Annotated in this window: 14 protein-coding genes; 3 read left to right on the top strand and 11 right to left on the bottom strand. The window is 71.2% G+C overall.

Annotation, left to right across the window (positions count from 1 at the left end; all coding sequences use genetic code 11):
• Window positions 1–57: 57 nt before the first annotated feature.
• The 4 genes from ACFUN8_RS32665 to lipB all read right to left on the bottom strand — a co-directional run bounded on the left by ACFUN8_RS32665 (window position 58) and on the right by lipB (window position 3,288).
• Window positions 58–756, bottom strand: a complete 699-nt coding sequence (locus ACFUN8_RS32665) for a DUF4191 domain-containing protein (protein WP_354608101.1) — start codon at window positions 754–756, stop codon at window positions 58–60.
• A gap of 19 nt (window positions 757–775) precedes the next feature.
• On the bottom strand, window positions 776–1,009 hold the full coding sequence (locus ACFUN8_RS32660; protein WP_383645692.1) for a hypothetical protein: 234 nt from the start codon (window positions 1,007–1,009) through the stop codon (window positions 776–778).
• 279 nt (window positions 1,010–1,288) lie between these two features.
• Window positions 1,289–2,254 carry a lipoyl synthase gene (lipA, locus tag ACFUN8_RS32655; protein WP_382571129.1) on the bottom strand — a complete coding sequence of 322 codons (966 nt, stop codon included), beginning with the start codon at window positions 2,252–2,254 and terminating at the stop codon, window positions 1,289–1,291.
• A gap of 173 nt (window positions 2,255–2,427) precedes the next feature.
• Entirely contained in the window at window positions 2,428–3,288 is an 861-nt protein-coding gene (gene lipB, locus ACFUN8_RS32650) for a lipoyl(octanoyl) transferase LipB (RefSeq protein ID WP_383645689.1), read from the bottom strand.
• A gap of 302 nt (window positions 3,289–3,590) precedes the next feature.
• Between lipB and ACFUN8_RS32645 the strand changes: the two genes are divergently transcribed.
• Window positions 3,591–5,201, top strand: coding sequence for a regulator (locus ACFUN8_RS32645; protein ID WP_383645687.1), 1,611 nt, complete (start codon window positions 3,591–3,593; stop codon window positions 5,199–5,201).
• Between the two features lie 198 nt (window positions 5,202–5,399).
• Here the strand turns inward: ACFUN8_RS32645 and ACFUN8_RS32640 are convergent, their stop codons facing one another.
• Both ACFUN8_RS32640 and ACFUN8_RS32635 read right to left on the bottom strand, forming a co-directional pair.
• Window positions 5,400–6,791, bottom strand: a complete 1,392-nt coding sequence (locus tag ACFUN8_RS32640; protein WP_383645684.1) for an NAD(P)/FAD-dependent oxidoreductase — start codon at window positions 6,789–6,791, stop codon at window positions 5,400–5,402.
• A 661-nt stretch (window positions 6,792–7,452) separates the two neighbouring features.
• The gene (locus ACFUN8_RS32635) at window positions 7,453–8,340 is read right to left on the bottom strand and encodes a TIGR01777 family oxidoreductase (protein ID WP_383645682.1); all 888 of its coding nucleotides are present in this window, start codon (window positions 8,338–8,340) and stop codon (window positions 7,453–7,455) included.
• A gap of 44 nt (window positions 8,341–8,384) precedes the next feature.
• On the opposite strand from ACFUN8_RS32635, the gene ACFUN8_RS32630 reads away from it, so the two are divergent.
• Window positions 8,385–8,879: a GNAT family N-acetyltransferase gene (locus ACFUN8_RS32630; RefSeq protein WP_383645680.1), complete on the top strand. Its 495-nt coding sequence runs from the start codon at window positions 8,385–8,387 to the stop codon at window positions 8,877–8,879.
• Window positions 8,880–8,899: 20 nt separating this feature from the next.
• Here ACFUN8_RS32630 and ACFUN8_RS32625 read toward each other — a convergent pair whose 3' ends face one another.
• A complete protein-coding gene (locus ACFUN8_RS32625; protein ID WP_383645678.1) occupies window positions 8,900–9,424 on the bottom strand; it encodes a DUF4240 domain-containing protein in 525 nt (174 codons plus the stop codon).
• 157 nt (window positions 9,425–9,581) lie between these two features.
• Between ACFUN8_RS32625 and ACFUN8_RS32620 the strand changes: the two genes are divergently transcribed.
• Window positions 9,582–10,502, top strand: a complete 921-nt coding sequence (locus tag ACFUN8_RS32620) for an SDR family oxidoreductase (protein ID WP_383645675.1) — start codon at window positions 9,582–9,584, stop codon at window positions 10,500–10,502.
• On the opposite strand, the gene ACFUN8_RS32615 is transcribed toward ACFUN8_RS32620, so the two are convergent.
• The 4 genes from ACFUN8_RS32615 to ACFUN8_RS32600 all read right to left on the bottom strand — a co-directional run bounded on the left by ACFUN8_RS32615 (window position 10,493) and on the right by ACFUN8_RS32600 (window position 16,005).
• A complete protein-coding gene (locus ACFUN8_RS32615; protein ID WP_383645671.1) occupies window positions 10,493–11,458 on the bottom strand; it encodes a helix-turn-helix transcriptional regulator in 966 nt (321 codons plus the stop codon). The genes ACFUN8_RS32620 and ACFUN8_RS32615 overlap by 10 nt on opposite strands.
• 42 nt (window positions 11,459–11,500) lie before the next feature.
• Complete coding sequence (locus ACFUN8_RS32610; protein ID WP_383645668.1) at window positions 11,501–12,319, bottom strand: MerR family transcriptional regulator; 819 nt, start codon at window positions 12,317–12,319, stop codon at window positions 11,501–11,503.
• Between the two features lie 176 nt (window positions 12,320–12,495).
• On the bottom strand, window positions 12,496–15,165 hold the full coding sequence (aceE, locus tag ACFUN8_RS32605; RefSeq protein WP_383645665.1) for a pyruvate dehydrogenase (acetyl-transferring), homodimeric type: 2,670 nt from the start codon (window positions 15,163–15,165) through the stop codon (window positions 12,496–12,498).
• A 216-nt stretch (window positions 15,166–15,381) separates the two neighbouring features.
• A complete protein-coding gene (locus tag ACFUN8_RS32600) occupies window positions 15,382–16,005 on the bottom strand; it encodes a GntR family transcriptional regulator (protein ID WP_383645662.1) in 624 nt (207 codons plus the stop codon).
• Window positions 16,006–16,177 lie beyond the last annotated feature (172 nt).

The following is a 16,177-nucleotide window of genomic DNA, read 5'->3' as shown; positions in this document are numbered from 1 at the left end:
CTCGCGTTCCCCGCCGCCCTCCACGTATGAACACGTGTGACACGTGTGATCCGACCGTCAGCGCATCTTTCCGCCCCGCGGCATCCGCATGCCCTTCGGCATCGGACCCTTCGGCAGCGGCATGTTGCTCATCAGGTCGCCCATCGCCCGCAACCGGTCGTTGGCCGCCGTCACCTGCGGGCCGGAGAGCACCCGAGGCAGCTTGAGCATCGTCGTACGCACCTTCTTCAGCGGCACCTGACCCTCGCCGTCGCCGACGATGATGTCGTGCACCGGCACATCGATGACGATGCGCGCCATCTTCTTCTTCTCGGCCGCCAGCAGGCTCTTCAGCCGGTTCGGGTTGCCCTCGGCCACCAGCACGATGCCGGCCTTGCCGACCGCGCGGTGGATCACGTCCTGGCTGCGGTTCATCGCGATCGCAGGGGTCGTGGACCAGCCCCGGCCCACGTTCTCCAGTACGGCCGCCGCCGCTCCCGGCTGGCCCTCCATCTGCCCGAAGGCAGCACGCTCGGCGCGGCGTCCGAAGACGATCGCCATCGCGAGGAAGGCCAGAATGAAGCCCAGAATGCCCAGGTAGATGGGGTGACCGACCAGGAAGCCGATCGCGAGGAGGACACCGAAGGTGACGATTCCCACGCCCGCGACGACGAGACCGACCCTCTTGTCGACCCGTCGGGTCATCTTGTAGGTAAGAGCGATCTGCTTCAGTCGCCCAGTTTCCGCAGCAGTGTCTGCGTTTTCCTTCCTCGCCATGAACCGAAGTTTACGTGGCTCAGGAAGTGCGGCCCGACACGGCCTCCAGTACGTGCTGCGCCTCGACCCGGTCCTGTGCCCTGCGGCGGTCCTCCAGGACGGCCGTCCAGGCGTTCCGGCGGGCCCTGCGCTGGCCGCTGCTGAGGAGGAGCGACTCCATGGCGCGCAGGGCGTTGGAGACGGACGGGAGGGCGGCGGGGCGGGTGGCTGCCGCCATCACCTCGGTGATGGGTCGTACCGGCGCGGCCTGCATGGTGGCTGTTCCCCCTAGGAACGAGTGCGAGTGCGGGAGGAGAGGAAGCGGGTGCGTACTGACGAGGGTCACTCACCGGTGTTACCAGTGCGTGACCAAGCGGTCAAACGGTGGTGAATGCCCGGAGCCGTACCCCCGAACGAGGCCGCGGCCCGTACGCCACCCCTTACCTGCGGGGAGCGTACGGGCCGCGGCGGTGCGGCCGTTACTGCTAAGTAGTCGCTTGTGCTCGGATTCACACAGCGGGCGCGCGCAACGAGCGGGCACAAGCCGGCGGATTCACACCGCCTGGCGGACAGACTCCGCGCTCCGGCGCTCCATCGCCTGCTGGAACAGCCGCCCCGCGCGGTACGAGGACCGGACCAGCGGCCCCGACATCACACCGGAGTAGCCGATCGCCTCGGCCTCGTCCTTCAGCTCCACGAACTCGTGCGGCTTCACCCAGCGTTCGACGGGGTGGTGCCGCGCGGAGGGGCGCAGATACTGCGTGATCGTGATCAGCTCGCAGCCCGCGTCGTGCAGATCGCTCAGCGCCTCACTGACCTCCTCGCGGGTCTCGCCCATGCCGAGGATCAGATTGGACTTGGTGATCAGACCGGCCTCGCGGGCCCGCGTGATGACTTCCAGGGAGCGCTCGTAACGGAAGCCGGGACGGATCCGCTTGAAGATCCGCGGCACCGTCTCGACATTGTGCGCGAGCACCTGCGGGCGCGAGGAGAAGACCTCGGCCAGCTGCTCGGGCTCGGCGTTGAAGTCGGGGATGAGGAGTTCGACCTTCGTACGGCCCGCCTGGCGCTCCGCGGTCTGCGCGTGGATCTGGCGCACGGTCTCCGCGTACAGCCACGCGCCGCCGTCCTCCAGGTCGTCGCGCGCGACGCCGGTGATCGTGGCGTAGTTCAGGTCCATCGTGACGACGGACTCGCCGACCCGGCGCGGCTCGTCACGGTCCAGCGCCTCGGGCTTGCCCGTGTCGATCTGGCAGAAGTCGCAGCGTCGCGTGCACTGGTCGCCGCCGATGAGGAAGGTCGCCTCGCGGTCCTCCCAGCACTCGTAGATGTTGGGACAACCGGCCTCCTGGCACACGGTGTGCAGACCCTCGCTCTTCACGAGCTTCTGCATCGCGGTGTACTCGGGCCCCATCTTCGCCCGGGTCTTGATCCACTCGGGCTTGCGCTCGATGGGGGTCTGGCTGTTCCGGACCTCCAGGCGCAGCATCTTGCGTCCGTCGGGTGCGACAGCGGACACGTCCGGCACCTCTCTCTGCTGGCGCGGCATTCGAATCTTCGGCGAAGACCAGAGTACGCCCGTTGATTGCTTGGTAGTGAGTGGCCATGGCGTCGCATGGCTTAGGGACAGCCGGGGGACCGGCTCAGGGACAACCGGTGGGCGCCGAGCGGCATTCCCGCCGGCCGCCGGGGTCAGGCCCGCGCCGGCTCGACGGCTTCGGCGCCGGCCTTCACCCCGGTCTCCGCGCGGGCCCCCGCCGGGATCCCGGCCGCCACCTCGCGGGGTTTCGGCTCCGCCTGCTCCAGCACGTCCCGCAGATGGCGCTCCACCACCGGGAGCACCTCGGCGACGTCAAGGTCGTGGCCCAGTTCGTACGAGAGCGACGTCACGCCCGCGTCCCGGATCCCGCACGGCACGATCTTGTCGAACCAGGTGTTGTCCGGGTTCACGTTCAGCGAGAAGCCGTGCATCGTCACGCCCTTCGCGACGCGGATGCCGATCTGGGCGAGCTTGCGGTCCTCGCGGCGCTGGCCCGCGTTGGACGGCGCGTACTCGGGGCCGTTCAGACGGGGGTCGAACTCCGTGTCGTTCACCCGGGGGTCGAAGTCCAGCGACAGACCGCCCAGGGCCGGACGCTCCTCCACCGGATCGCCGAGCACCCATACGCCGCTGCGGCCCTCCACGCGCGTCGTCCGCACGCCGAAGTCCGTCGCCGTACGGATGAGCGCCTCCTCAAGACGGCGTACGTGCGCCACCACGTCCACGGGGCGCGGCAGTTGCAGGATCGGGTAGCCGACGAGCTGGCCGGGACCGTGCCAGGTGATCTTCCCGCCGCGGTCGACGTCCACGACAGGAGTCCCGTCCAGGGGGCGCTCACTGTCCTCAGTACGCCGCCCCGCCGTGTAGACGGGCAGATGTTCGAGCAGCAGGCAGGTGTCGGGGATCTCGTCCGCGAAGCGGGCCGCGTGGACCTCGCGCTGCTTCTGCCACGCCTCCCGGTACTCGACGGCGTCGCCGCCGAAGCCCAGATGGACGAACCGCAGCTCACTCACGGGCAATGCCTCCCTCGATCTGTGCCCGGGATCCGGGGGGTGTCCCCGCGACAACCGGGCACGTGCACATATCGCGCCCCAGCCACTGTACGGCCGTGTCCCCCGGAGCGGTCCGGCAGGCCCGAAGGGCCCGGGAGGCGGTACCGGGCCGATGGAGGCGGCACGTCAGCTAAGCCCCCAATCCTCACACGATCGGATGAATGTGGGACGAACGTGACGGTGCGGGCGGCTTCGACCGCTAAATTCGCGCCGTTCCATGAGGGCTGCTCCCGGGGCCCGGAAGGCAGGAGACCGTACAGCTGATGTCGGAACGACCTCCGCAGCGCATCCCCAACCGCCAGCTCGCCGCGCTCATCGCAGAAGCCGGTTTCTCCAACGCAGGTCTCGCCCGCCGGGTGGACCAGCTCGGGCTCGAACACGGCCTCGACCTGCGGTACGACAAAACGTCCGTAACACGCTGGCTGCGCGGCCAGCAGCCACGCGGCACCACGCCCGCTCTGATCGCCGAGGTCTTCACACGCAGGCTCGGCCGCCGGCTCTCCGCCCAGGACCTGGGGCTGGACGCCTGCGCGCCCGTGTACGCGGGGCTGGAATTCGCGGCGACCCCCGAGGAAGCCGTCGACATCGTCGGCGGACTCTGGCGCAAGGACTCGGGGAGCCACGCCGAGCTGCGCAAGATCGCGTTCACCCCGGCCGGGCTCGTGGTGCCGAGCCGCGACTGGCTGATCGGCCGCGCGGACGAACGGGTCGGGCACGACGGATCGTCGGCTTCGGCATCGGCTTCGGCATCGGCTTCGGCGTCCGCGCCGGTGGGCACCGCGGCGGGACAGGCCGCCGCGGGGGCGTCCGCGTACGGGACGTCGCCTTCCTACGGAGGCGGAGGCGGAGGCGGCGGCGGCCCGGCGGTACCGGTGGGCGTACGGGTGCCCGCCCAGGGCCGCGCGACCGTGCCCCGGCAAGCCATGCCCGCCGGTGTGCCACCGGTCCGGCAGACGGACCGGGTCGCCGGCCAGCGGGTCGGTGGCGGCGACATCGCGGCGCTGCGCTCCGTCAGCGAACTGTTCCGCACCCTCGACCAGGCGTACGGCGGCGGCCACGCCCGCCAGGCACTCGTCCGGTACCTGGAGCACGAGTGCGAGCCGATGCTTCGCGGCGTGTACGGCGAGACCACCGGGCGACGGCTGTTCGCCGCCGCGGCCGACCTGACCAGGCTGGCTGGCTGGACCTCGTACGACATCGCCGCGCACGGGCTCGCCCAGCGCTACTTCGTTCAGGCGCTGCGGCTGTCCCAGGCGGCGGGCGACCGGGCGTACGGCTCCTTCGTCCTGATCACCATGAGCCGCCAGGCCGTCTACCTCGGCCACGGCCGGGAGGCCGTCCAGCTCGCCCGTGTCGCCCAGCAGGGCGTCGGCTCGTCCGCACCGCCCGTGGTGCAGGCGCTGCTGCACTCCGTCGAGGCGCGCGGGCACGGCGTGCTCGGCGAGGCGCGGGCCTGCACCACCTCGCTCGCGCGGGCCGAGCGTGCCCTGGAGTCGGCGCGGCCCGGCGACGAAGTGCCGCACTGGGCACGCACCTTCGACGAAGGGCAGCTCGCCGACGAGTTCGGGCACAGCTACCGGGATCTCCAGCAGTACCGCGCCGCCGTCCAACACGCCGAGCGCTCGCTCCAGTTACGGTCACCCGCGTTCGCGCGCAGCCGGCTGTTCTGCCGCGTGGTGCTCGCCTCCGCCCGTCTGGGGCTCGGCGAACTGGACCAGGCGTGCGCGCTGGGAGCCGAGGCCGCGCAGCAGGCGATGGAGATCCGTTCGGCGCGCGCGGTGGACTACGTACGGGACTTCGAACGGCGGCTGGAGCCGTACCGGGAGGCGGCGGCGGTACGCAACTACCGGGACAGGATCGCGGCGTTCGGCTGAGGGCCGGCCCTCTGCGGTCTCCTAGGGCCTGTCTTCAAAGTAGCGCCGTCCGCCCGTAGGGCGGGGCCTGCGGCGTCTGGTGCGGTGCATCGCAAGGCGGAGGATCGGCCTCGTACTGGGCGTACTTGGTCGACTCCGACAACGCGGCGAGGTGCCGTGCCAGGCGTCGCAGGCCAGGCGGGACTTTGAAGACAGGTCCTAGGCCGCTGTGGGGAGCTGCAGCGTCCCGTGGTCCGGTCGTACGCCCAGATCGTCCAGGATCGCGTACGCGGCCCTGCGGCCCGACGAGAGCGCGCCCTGGACGGTGCTGGTGTCGCGGTGGTCCCCGCACACGTACAGGCCCGACAACAGCCGCACCTGGCGGCGCAGATCGTGCGGCGCCGGCATGGCGGGGACGGCCTCCGGGTCGTGCTGGACGGCCAGCAGCTCCCAGGCGGCGGTCGACGTGCCGTACAGCGTGGCGAGATGCGCGCGGACCGCGCTGTCGAGTTCCGCCTCGGGAGGCGGCGTACGGAGTCCGAGCACCGTCGAGGAGATCAGCGACCGGCCGGCCGGGGCGCGCGACGGGTCCACCGCGCTCATGACCGTGGTGTGCGCGACGGGTCCGCCGCGCCGGTCTCCGTCCAGAAGCAGCGCCGGCTCGGTCAACGGGGCCGTCGGTGCCGTGTGATGAAGGACCGTCACGGGGTGGAAGTCCGGCACGCGCAGGCCCGGCAGCAGTTCGGCGGCGGCGCGGGCGCCCGTCGCCACGAGCAGGGAGCGACAGGTGATCTCGCCGTGCTCCTTCGTACCGACGGAGCTGATCGACGCGTCCGTCACACACACGCCCGTCCGCACCGTGCCGGGCGGCAGCGTGGCCGCCAGCAGCTCCGGCAGGGCGGTGGCGCCGCCCTCGGGGACGCACAGCCGGCCCCGGGCGAAGCTGCGCAGAGCCAGGTCGGCGCAGCGGCTCGACGTGGTGAGGTCGGGGTCGCAGAGCAGCGCGGACAGCAGCGGGCGTACGAAGCCGTCGACCGTCCGCGCGGGCAGTCCGCGCGCGGACAGCGCGGCGAGGGCGGGGCGTTCGGGGCGGGCCAGCAGCCGGTTCACCGGCGTGGTCGCGAGACGGCCGAAAGCCGCGTGGAGACGGGCCTGATCGAGCGCGTTGCCCAGCGGGGGGCGGGAGTTGAGCCGTACGGCCCTGGGGCGGTGGACACGGGTGGTGGCGGCGCGGGCTCGGGCGCGCGGGGCGCTTGCCAGGGCGCGTGCGGCGGTGAGTGCGCCCCGCGCGCTCCCTGCGGCGACGGTGACGCCCGCGCGGTGGTGGCGTCCCTCGCTGTGGACGAGCACGCCCGGCGAGAACATCCGTAAGGCGACGTCCGACAGGGCGGGGGTGCGGAGCAGCTCCGGGTACGAGGTGTTGAGCATCTGGCCGATGCGGTCCAGACGGAAGCCGTCGAGGTCCTCGGTGGCCATCCTGCCGCCGATGTAAGGGGCGGCCTCCAGGACGGTGACTGTTACGCCGGCGCGGGTCAGCTGATGGGCGGCCGACAGGCCGGCGATTCCGGCGCCAATGATGACGACGTCCGCGTGATGTTCAGTACTGAGCACGTGCCCCTCCCCGAGGTCGGCGCGGCTGCGCGGGCCGGGGCTGCTGCCTCGGCCCGTCCAGGGAATACCTGAGTGCGGGTCGAGACTAGGAAGGGAACCGGCCGTTCGCAGTCGCGCAGTGGCGGGGGCATGGATGCGTGTGGGGCGCACGGGTTGCCGTCCGGCGGTTGGGGGGGCCTCCGGGCGGGGTCCCTCCGGGGGTGCGGGGTTGTCGGGTTGCGGTTTCGTTGGCGGGGTCGGGGTGCGGGGCCTCCGGAGGGGTATGTCCGGACGGCGTGACTTACGCCGCGTGCAACGCTCGTTGGACCCGACGCGGCCTCCTCGTTCACGCGACACAAGTCAGCCTGAGTGTCCGAACACACCCCTCCTGCGACCCCGCCCCCCTCACGCCGTCACGACACCGGTACAAGCCACCCCGTGACCCCCCGCCCGCGGGTTGGAAGGGGGACGCGCAGGGGTCGTGGTCGGACACTCAGGCTGACTTGTGCCGCGTGAAAAGCCCGGTTCCCCCGGGTCCAACGAACCCTGCACGCGGCGTAAGTCACGCCGTCCGGCCATGACCCCGGAGCGGCACCCGGCCACCACCGCAACCACCCCAGCCCGTCCGGCGCTTGAGGACAACGACCACCGGGCGGCACCGGTCGACCAACCACCCCGACCTTTACAACGCCGCTCGGATCGACTCGTCGATCTTTGGGAACGCGAACGTGAACCCCGACCCCAGCAGCCGCGCCGGCCGTACCCGTTGGCTGCTCAGTACGTCCACCGAGAACTCGCCCAGCGCCACCTTCAGCGCCACCGACGGCACCGCGAACACCGTCGGGCGGTGCAGTACGCGGCCCATCGCCGCCGTGACCTCGCGGTTCGTGACCGGTTCGGGGGCCGTCAGGTTCACCGGGCCCGACAGGGACTCCGTGTCGATCAGATGCCGCAGCGCCGCCACGTGGTCGTGCAGGGAGATGAAGCTCCAGTACTGCCGCCCGTCGCCCAGCCGCCCGCCCAGCCCCGCGCGGAAGATGGGGAACAGCCGCCCCCAGGCGCCGCCTTCGCGGGCCACGACGAGGCCCGTGCGGGCGAACACCGTCCGTACGCCCGCGTCCGACGCGGGGGACGCCGAGTCCTCCCACTCGACGCACACGGAGGGCAGGAACCCCTCGCCGGGCGGCGCCGACTCGTCCACCGGGCGGTCGCCCGTGTCGCCGTAGAAACCGATGGCCGACCCGCACACCAGGACCCTGGGCGGGGTGTCCAGGGAGGCGACGGCGTCGGCGATCGCCGCCGTACCGAGGACGCGGCTGTCCCTGATCTCCTTCTTGTACGCGTCGGTCCACCGGTGGTCCGCCACTCCCGCCCCCGCGAGATGGACGACGCCCTCGCAGCCGTACAGCCCGCTCACGTCCACGTACTGACGGGAGGGGTCCCACTCGACCTCGTCGCCCGCCCGGGAGGGATGCCGGACCAGGCGGACCACCTCGTGCCCGTCCGCTCGCAGGGAGCGCGTGAGCGCCGTGCCGATGAGCCCGTTGGAGCCGGTGATCGCGATCCTCATGAATCCATCCTGCCGCCACCCGCCCACATGGGACAGTTGCTGCCATGCCGGAACCACTCATACGTGCCGCTCTCGCGTCGGACGACGACGACCTGAGCCGCCTCGACCACGACACCTGGTCGTTCCTCCACGCGGTCACGCCCAGGCAGGAGGCACCGTTCGAGCCGTTCTTCGACTCGCGCCACCGGCCCCAGGACTATCTGGTCGCCGAGGCCGACGGCCGGATCGCCGGTTACCTCCGGTCGGTGGCGCCCACCCCGCTCGCCTGCAACGCGCACGTCCGGCAGATCCAGGGCCTCGCCGTGCACGAGTGGGCGCGCGGCCGTGGTGTGGCGCGGCTGCTGCTGCGTGCGGCGATGGAGCGGGCGCGTGCCGAGGGCGCGGTGCGGATGACGCTGCGGGTGCTCGGGCACAACAAGCCGGCGCGGGCGCTCTACGAGGCGGAGGGCTTCGTGGTGGAGGGCGTGCTGCCGGGGGAGTTCTTCCTGGACCGGCAGTATGTGGACGACGTGCTCATGGGGCGTTCGCTGGACGTCTGACGCCGGGGCGGCGCGATATTTCAGTCGACGCCGAACCGATCCCAGAGGCGGGGAAGCCGGTCGGCGAGTGCCTGTGAGTCCTCGAAGTCGACCGGTGTGCCCTCGGGCTCCGGGGCCTGCGGGGCGACCCCCAGGTCGGGTGCGACCGCGCCGGTGAGCTGTTCGTACGCCTCGTCCGCCGCGTACCCCAGCTCCTCGCCGTCGCCGTCGATCTCCTCGTCGAACTCGTCGAGGAGCTCCGCGAGGCTGTCCGGGTCGTGCACCGCGCCCTCGAAGACCTCCCGGCCCTGGCCGATGAGCCAGCAGCGGAAGTAGTCGAACGCGTCGTCGCTCGCGCCGCCGAGCAGGATCGAGGCGGCCGCCCACAGATCCCAGTGGTACGCGCGGTTGTAGCGGGTCTCGAAGTGCCGGGCGAAGTCCAGGACCGAGTCGGGGTCCAGCTGGAGCAGCCGCTCCACGAGGAGATCGGCGTGCTCGTCGGGGTCGCCTCCGGCGGCCTCGCGCGTGGCGTCGATGATCTCCCAGAACTCCGTCTCGTCGGTCACGGGTACAGCATCGTGCTTGGCGCGGGGCGGCGCACGCGGAGCGCGGAAAGCGGGGGAGATCCGCGTCGGCCGGTGGGTGGTCACGAATGTCGGACAGAAGATGTCTCCTTTCCGTGGAACGGTCGCGGTGAGAGACCGAGAGAAGGAGAACGGGCTGATGACCGACAAGCCGCTGACGGGGAAGATCGCACTGGTGGCCGGGGCCACCCGGGGCGCGGGGCGGGCGATCGCCGTGGAGCTGGGCGCCGCCGGGGCGACGGTGTACGTGACGGGGCGCACCACGCGGGAGCTGGTCAGCGAGGTGGGGCGGCACGCGGAGACCATCGAGGAGACCGCCGAACTGGTCACCCGCGCGGGCGGCGAGGGCATCGCCGTACCGACCGACCATCTGGAGGTCGAGCGGGTACGCGCGCTGGTGGACCGGATCGACCGGGAGCAGGGCCGGCTGGATGTGCTGGTCAACGACGTGTGGGGCGGGAACAAGTTCCTGGACTTCGACACCCCGGTGTGGGAACTCGATCTGGAGCGTGGGCTGCGGATGCTCGAGCTGGGGGTGAAGACCCATCTGATCACCAGCTCGGTCGCGCTGCCGCTGCTCGTACGGCGGCCGGGCGGCCTGGTCGTCGAGGTCACCGACGGCACCGCCGAGTCGAACAGGACGCCGCGCGAGAACTTCTACTACGACCTCGCCAAGAACGCCCCGATCCGGATGGCCTACCTGCTGGCCGAGGAGCTGAAGAGGGTGGGCGGTACGGCGGTCGGGATCACCCCCGGCTTCCTGCGCTCCGAGGAGATGCTCGACGGCTTCGGTGTCACCGAGGCGAACTGGCGGGACGGCATTAAGATCCACCGGCACTTCGCGCTGTCCGAGACGCCCGTGTACGTGGGCCGGGGCGTCGCGGCGCTGGTAGCGGACCCGGACCGGGAGCGCTGGGCGGGGCGGACGCTCTCCAGCGGGCAGCTGGCGAAGGAGTACGGCGTCACGGACGTGGACGGCAGCCGGCCGGACATGTGGGGCTACCTGGCGGCGGAGGCGGCGTCGTCCGGTACGGAGGTCCCCATGGACGGCTACCGGTAGAGACGGGCGGTGCGGTCGGCGGAGTCGGCGAAGCGGGATCGCAGCTCCGCCGGCTCCAGCACCTCCAACTCCGGCCCGAGGGCGAACAACTGGGTGAAGGCCACGTCGGCCGACTCGACCGGAAGGGTGAGCGTCGTCCGGCCGTCCTCGTCCGGCGGGCCCGCCGCGTCGGCCGCCGCCCGGGCCGAGGCCCGGTCGGTGAGGTACGGCAGCAGGCGCAGGCCGGCCGGGGAGAGCCGGAGCACCACCTCCGTACGGAGGATCGACCGCGCGAACTGTGCCGCCCGCTCGTCCCAGAAGGCGGGCAGGTCGAAGGACTCGTCCCGCTCGAAGCGCTCCTCCGAGAGCGTGACCTCGGTGAAGCGGTCGATCCGGTAGACCCGGAAGGTGGCGTCCACGCGGGCGCAGAGGTACCAGACACCCGCCTTGAGGACGAGTCCGTACGGTGCCAACTCCCGCTCCACCTCGGTGTCCTGGCGCCGGTAGCGGGCCACGACGGTGCGGTCGTCCCACACGGCCTCGGCGACGGCCGGCAGCAGCTCCGGGGTCTCCGGCTCCTGGTACCAGCCGGGCGCGTCCAGGTGGAACCGCTGCGCCGCCGAGTCCGACGCTCCCCTCAGGGAGGGGAGCAGCGCCGCGGACACCTTCAGCCGGGCGGCGGACCCCGCGTCCTCCAGTCCCATCTCGCGGAGCGCGTTCGGCAGTCCGGAGAGGAACAGGGCCTCCGCCTCGCCGCGTGCCAGGCCCGTGAGGCGGGTGCGGTAGCCGCCGACGAGCCGGTAGCCACCCGAACGCCCCCGGTCCGCGTAGACGGGCACTCCGGCCTCGGAGAGGGCCAGTGCGTCGCGGGTGACGGTGCGCTCGGACACCTCCAGCTCCCGTGCCAGCTCGGCCCCGGTCATGGAGGGCCGCGCCTGGAGGAGCAGCACCATCTTGATCAGCCGGGCAGCGCGCATGGACCCATTGTCCACGCGCGCCGCCCGGCACCGGCGGCCCCGTTACGCCAGGGGCTCCTGGAGCTCGGTCACCCACTTGTCCTTGTCCGCCGGGCATTCGAGATTGACCTCGCGCGCGTAGCCCGCCGACCGGTGGCCGCCCGTGTCCATCCAGCGGGCCAGGATCTGGGCCGTCGGCATGATCGTGTCCATCGAACCCCGGTGCACGATCGTCGCGGCCCGCTCGATGGGAGGCAGGTCCAGGATCTCGAAGTCGTGGCCCGGCGCCGGGTCGGCGGAGACCACCACGCCCGCGTGGACGACGACCGCGCCGTTGCCCTCGGGGACGTCCTCGTAGCGGGCGACACCGGGCCCGCAGACAGGCACACCGGCCGCCTCCAGCCGCCGGAACAGCTCCTCGTACAGAGGACCGATCACCGGGCCGATGTCCGGGGGCTCGTAGGTGGCGGCCACACCGGTCAGTTCGGCCACGCGTATCGATGGAACGGTCTTGACGACAACGTCTTCGGTGGGCATGCGCCCCTCACTCTCGATCGACCGGAGCCTCGCCTCGACCTGGACCAGCGTGGCGGCAGCCGCCGCCATCGCCGCCTCCAGCTCGGCCCGCCGAAGCGCCAGCATCCCGCGCAGCTCGTCCGAGTTCACCCGGTCCTCCAGGATCTCCCCCACCTGCTGGAGCGTGAAGCCGAGATCCTTCAGGGCGATGATCCGGTTGAGCTGGGAGAGCTGGGCGGCGGTGTAGTGGCGGTACCCGCTGAACGGGTCGGTGCGGGCGGGACGCAGCAGCCCGATCGCGTCGTAGTGACGCAGCATGCGGGCCGACACGCGGCCGTGCCTGGCGAAGTCTCCGATGGTGAACATGACGTCCCCTACTGCACGGCTTCACACGGTGTCAGGGTCAAGGATGCCGTGGACGCGACCTCGTAAGGAAGCTCATGAAGGGCCTCATGAAGGACGTCATGAAGGACCTCATGAGGAAGCGGCCCCCGACGACCACAGGGTCGCCGGAAGCCGCTTCCTTACGGAGAACGCGTCGCTCAGAGGCCGTAGCGCTCCCGCGCCTCCTTGACCGCCGACGCGGGCACCTCGCCGCGCCGCGCGAGCTGCGCCAGCGCCGCGACCGTGATCGAACGGGCGTCGACACCGAAGTGGCGACGGGCCGCGTCACGCGTGTCGGAGAGGCCGAAGCCGTCCGTACCGAGCGAGGAGTAGTCCTGCTCGACCCACTGGCTGATCTGGTCGGGCACCTGGCGCATCCAGTCGCTGACGGCCAGCACCGGCCCCGGCGCCCCGTCCAGGGCCCGCGTCACGTACGGCGTGCGCTGCTCGCCGCGCAGCAGTGCCTCGTCGCACTCCAGGGCCTCCCTGCGCAGCTCGCCCCAGGACGTCGCCGACCAGACGTCGGCCGTGACACCCCACTCGGCGGCGAGCAGTTCCTGGGCCTGAAGGACCCAGTGGATGGCCGTGCCGGAGGCGAGGAGCTGCAGTCGCGGCGCCTCCGCCTTGGCGGGCACGCCTTCCTTGAAGCGGTACAGGCCCTTGACGATGCCTTCCTCCACGCCCTCGGGCATGGCGGGCTGCGGCATCGGCTCGTTGTAGACGGTGAGGTAGTAGAAGACGTCCTCGGCATCGGGGCCGTACATCCGCCGCAGGCCGTCCTTGACGATCACCGCGATCTCGTACGCGAACGCCGGGTCGTAGTTGAGCGAGGCCGGGTTCGTCGCCGCGAGGAGGTGCGAGTGGCCGTCCGCGTGCTGCAGGCCCTCGCCCGTCAGGGTCGTACGGCCGGCCGTCGCGCCGATGATGAAGCCCTTGCCGAGCTGGTCGGCGAGCTGCCACATCTGGTCGCCCGTGCGCTGCCAGCCGAACATCGAGTAGAAGATGTAGAACGGGATCATCGTCTCGCCGTGCGTCGCGTACGACGTCGCGGCGGCGATGAAGTCGGCCATCGAACCGGCCTCGGTGATCCCCTCGTTGAGGATCTGGCCGTCCTTGGCCTCCTTGTAGTACATGATCTGGTCGCGGTCGACCGGGTCGTACGTCTGGCCCAGCGGCGAGTAGATGCCGGCCGACGGGAACAGCGCCTCCATACCGAACGTACGCGCCTCGTCGGGGACGATCGGGACCCAGCGCCGGCCGGTCTCCTTGTCCCGCATCAGGTCCTTCACGAGACGGACGAACGCCATCGTCGTGGCGACCGACTGTTTGCCGGAGCCCTTGTAGACGGACTGGAACGCCTTCTCGGACGGCTCGGGCAGCGCGACGGCATGCACTCGGCGGGCCGGGGCGGGCCCACCGAGCTCGGCACGCCGCTCCTGCAGATAGCGGACCTCGGGGGAGTCGGCGCCGGGGTGGCCGTACGGCACCAGCTCCTCGTTCAACGCCGAGTCGGGGATGGGAAGTTCCAGCAGATCCCGCATGGTGCGGAACTGCTCGCCGGACAGCTTCTTCATCTGGTGGTTGGCGTTGCGCGACTCGAAGCCGGTGCCGAGCGTGTAGCCCTTCACCGTCTGCGCGAGGACCACGGTCGGCGCGCCCTTGTGGGCGAGCGCGGCGCGGTAGGCCGCGTACACCTTGCGGGCCTCGTGGCCGCCGCGCGAGGTGTGGAAGCACTCGTCGATCTTCGCGTCGCTCAGCAGCTTCGCCAACTCGACGAGCGCGGGCTCGGCGCCGAAGAAGTGCTCACGGATGTACGCCACGTCGCGGGTGGCGTACGTCTGGAACTGCGCGTCCGGTACGGCGCGCAGCCTCCTGACGAGGGCGCCCGTGGTGTCGAGCGCGAACAGCTCGTCCCAGGCGGAGCCCCACAGCGACTTGACGACGTTCCAGCCCGCGCCGCGGAACTGGGACTCCAGCTCCTGCACGATCTTGAAGTTCGCGCGGACGGGGCCGTCGAGGCGCTGGAGGTTGCAGTTGATGACGAAGGTGAGGTTGTCGAGCCCTTCGCGGGCCGCGAGGGCGAGTGCCGCCGTCGACTCGGGCTCGTCCATCTCGCCGTCGCCGAGGAACGCCCATACGTGGGAGGCCGAGGTGTCCTTGATCCCGCGGTTCGTCAGGTAGCGGTTGAAGCGCGCCTGGTAGATCGCGGAGAGCGGGCCGAGGCCCATGGAGACGGTGGGGAACTCCCACAGCCAGGGCAGCCGCCGCGGGTGCGGATAGGAGGGGAGGCCGTTGCCGCCGGCCTCCTGGCGGAAGTTGTCGAGCTGCTCCTCGGTGAGCCGGCCGTCGAGGAACGCGCGGGCGTAGATGCCGGGGGAGGCGTGGCCCTGTATGTAGAGCTGGTCGCCCGAACCGTCACCCTCCTTGCCGCGGAAGAAGTGGTTGAAGCCCGTCTCGTAGAGCCAGGCGGCCGAGGCGAAGGTGGCGATGTGGCCGCCGACGCCGAGGCGCGAGCCACGGGTGACCATCGCGGCGGCGTTCCAGCGGTTCCAGCCCGCGATCCGGCTCTCCATCGCCTCGTCGCCATCGAAGGCGGGCTCGGCGGCGGTCGGGATGGTGTTCAGGTAGTCCGTCTCCAGCAGAGCGGGCACGGGGACCCCGGCGCTCTCGGCGTGCTGGAGCGTGCGCCGCATCAGGTACGCGGCACGGTGCGGGCCGGCGTGCTCGGTGACGGCGTCGAGAGAGGCCGCCCATTCGGCGGTTTCCTCGGCGTCGCGGTCCGGGAGCTGGTCGAGCTCGCTCGGAAGCTTGCCTACGGGGTCGGGCATGGTCGCCGCCTTCCAGACAGGAGGAGGGTCAAGAGAAGCCTTGTCTGGCAGGACAGGGCGATGGGCTGGGTGCAGCCCGCTGTCGACTGTAAGTCGCTGATCGATGATCGATCAAAGAGTTGACGGCAAAATTTCATGATCTGAAGAAATTGGCATTCAGTGCCCGTGGGCGGGGCACGCGGTGACGCCGCGAATCGGTACGAAACGGGCGTCGGTTCAGGCGCGCGGCGCACATCCGAGCACGTGGTCCTTCACCAGTGCACCGATGAGGGGATCGCGGCGGCGGAAAGCCTCGACCAGCTCCTGGTGCTCCTCCGCGTACGACTTCTGCACCGTGCCGAGCCACCGGATCGACAGCGCCGTGAACACCTCGATGCCGAGCCCTTCCCAGGTGTGCAGCAGCACGCCGTTCCCGGCGGCACGCACCAGCTCGCGGTGGAAGTCGACGGTGTGCCGCACCTGCGCGGTCCCGTCGGCCCGCCGGTCGGCCTCGTACAGCGCCGTCACATGCGGCTCCAGGGCGGAGGTGTCGGCCGCCAGCCGCTCGGCGGCCAGCTCGGCGGCGATCTGCTCAAGCCCGGCCCGCACGGGGTAGCTCTCCTCAAGATCCGCCGCGGTCAGATTCCGCACGCGGACGCCCTTGTTCGGCGCGGACTCGATCAGCCGCAACGACTCCAGCTCGCGCAGCGCCTCGCGTACGGGCGTCTGGCTGACGGCCAGCTCGGTCGCGATCCGCCGCTCGACGATCCGCTCACCCGGCTTCCAGCGGCCGCTCACGATGCCCTCCACGATGTGCTCGCGGATCTGCTCGCGCAGCGAGTGGATGACGGGCGGGGTCATGTCGGGACTCCTTCGGGTGACCGAGCCGAGGTTACCCCTCTTGGGCGGGGTCGTCCGCGTACGGGCGACGGGGCGGCGGGGTACGCGTGCACGAGGACGCGTACGCGGACACGACGGCGCCCCGGGGCTCGCGCACGACGGCGCCCCCGACCGGATCTCTCCGGGCGGGGGC

The organism is Streptomyces sp. NPDC057307 (assembly GCF_042667665.1).
Lineage (GTDB): Bacteria > Actinomycetota > Actinomycetes > Streptomycetales > Streptomycetaceae > Streptomyces.
This window is presented reverse-complemented; position numbering and strand designations above follow the sequence as displayed.

Bases quoted from the DNA above. Each gene is read 5' to 3' on its own strand.
- ACFUN8_RS32635 (WP_383645682.1), bottom strand. From the start codon at position 8,340: ATGAGGATCGCGATCACCGGCTCCAACGGGCTCATCGGCACGGCGCTC.
- ACFUN8_RS32600 (WP_383645662.1), bottom strand. From the start codon at position 16,005: ATGACCCCGCCCGTCATCCACTCGCTGCGCGAGCAGATCCGCGAGCAC.
- ACFUN8_RS32630 (WP_383645680.1), top strand. From the start codon at position 8,385: ATGCCGGAACCACTCATACGTGCCGCTCTCGCGTCGGACGACGACGAC.
- ACFUN8_RS32620 (WP_383645675.1), top strand. From the start codon at position 9,582: ATGACCGACAAGCCGCTGACGGGGAAGATCGCACTGGTGGCCGGGGCC.
- ACFUN8_RS32645 (WP_383645687.1), top strand. From the start codon at position 3,591: ATGTCGGAACGACCTCCGCAGCGCATCCCCAACCGCCAGCTCGCCGCG.
- ACFUN8_RS32610 (WP_383645668.1), bottom strand. From the start codon at position 12,319: ATGTTCACCATCGGAGACTTCGCCAGGCACGGCCGCGTGTCGGCCCGC.
- aceE (WP_383645665.1), bottom strand. From the start codon at position 15,165: ATGCCCGACCCCGTAGGCAAGCTTCCGAGCGAGCTCGACCAGCTCCCG.
- ACFUN8_RS32660 (WP_383645692.1), bottom strand. From the start codon at position 1,009: ATGCAGGCCGCGCCGGTACGACCCATCACCGAGGTGATGGCGGCAGCC.
- ACFUN8_RS32665 (WP_354608101.1), bottom strand. From the start codon at position 756: ATGGCGAGGAAGGAAAACGCAGACACTGCTGCGGAAACTGGGCGACTG.
- ACFUN8_RS32615 (WP_383645671.1), bottom strand. From the start codon at position 11,458: ATGCGCGCTGCCCGGCTGATCAAGATGGTGCTGCTCCTCCAGGCGCGG.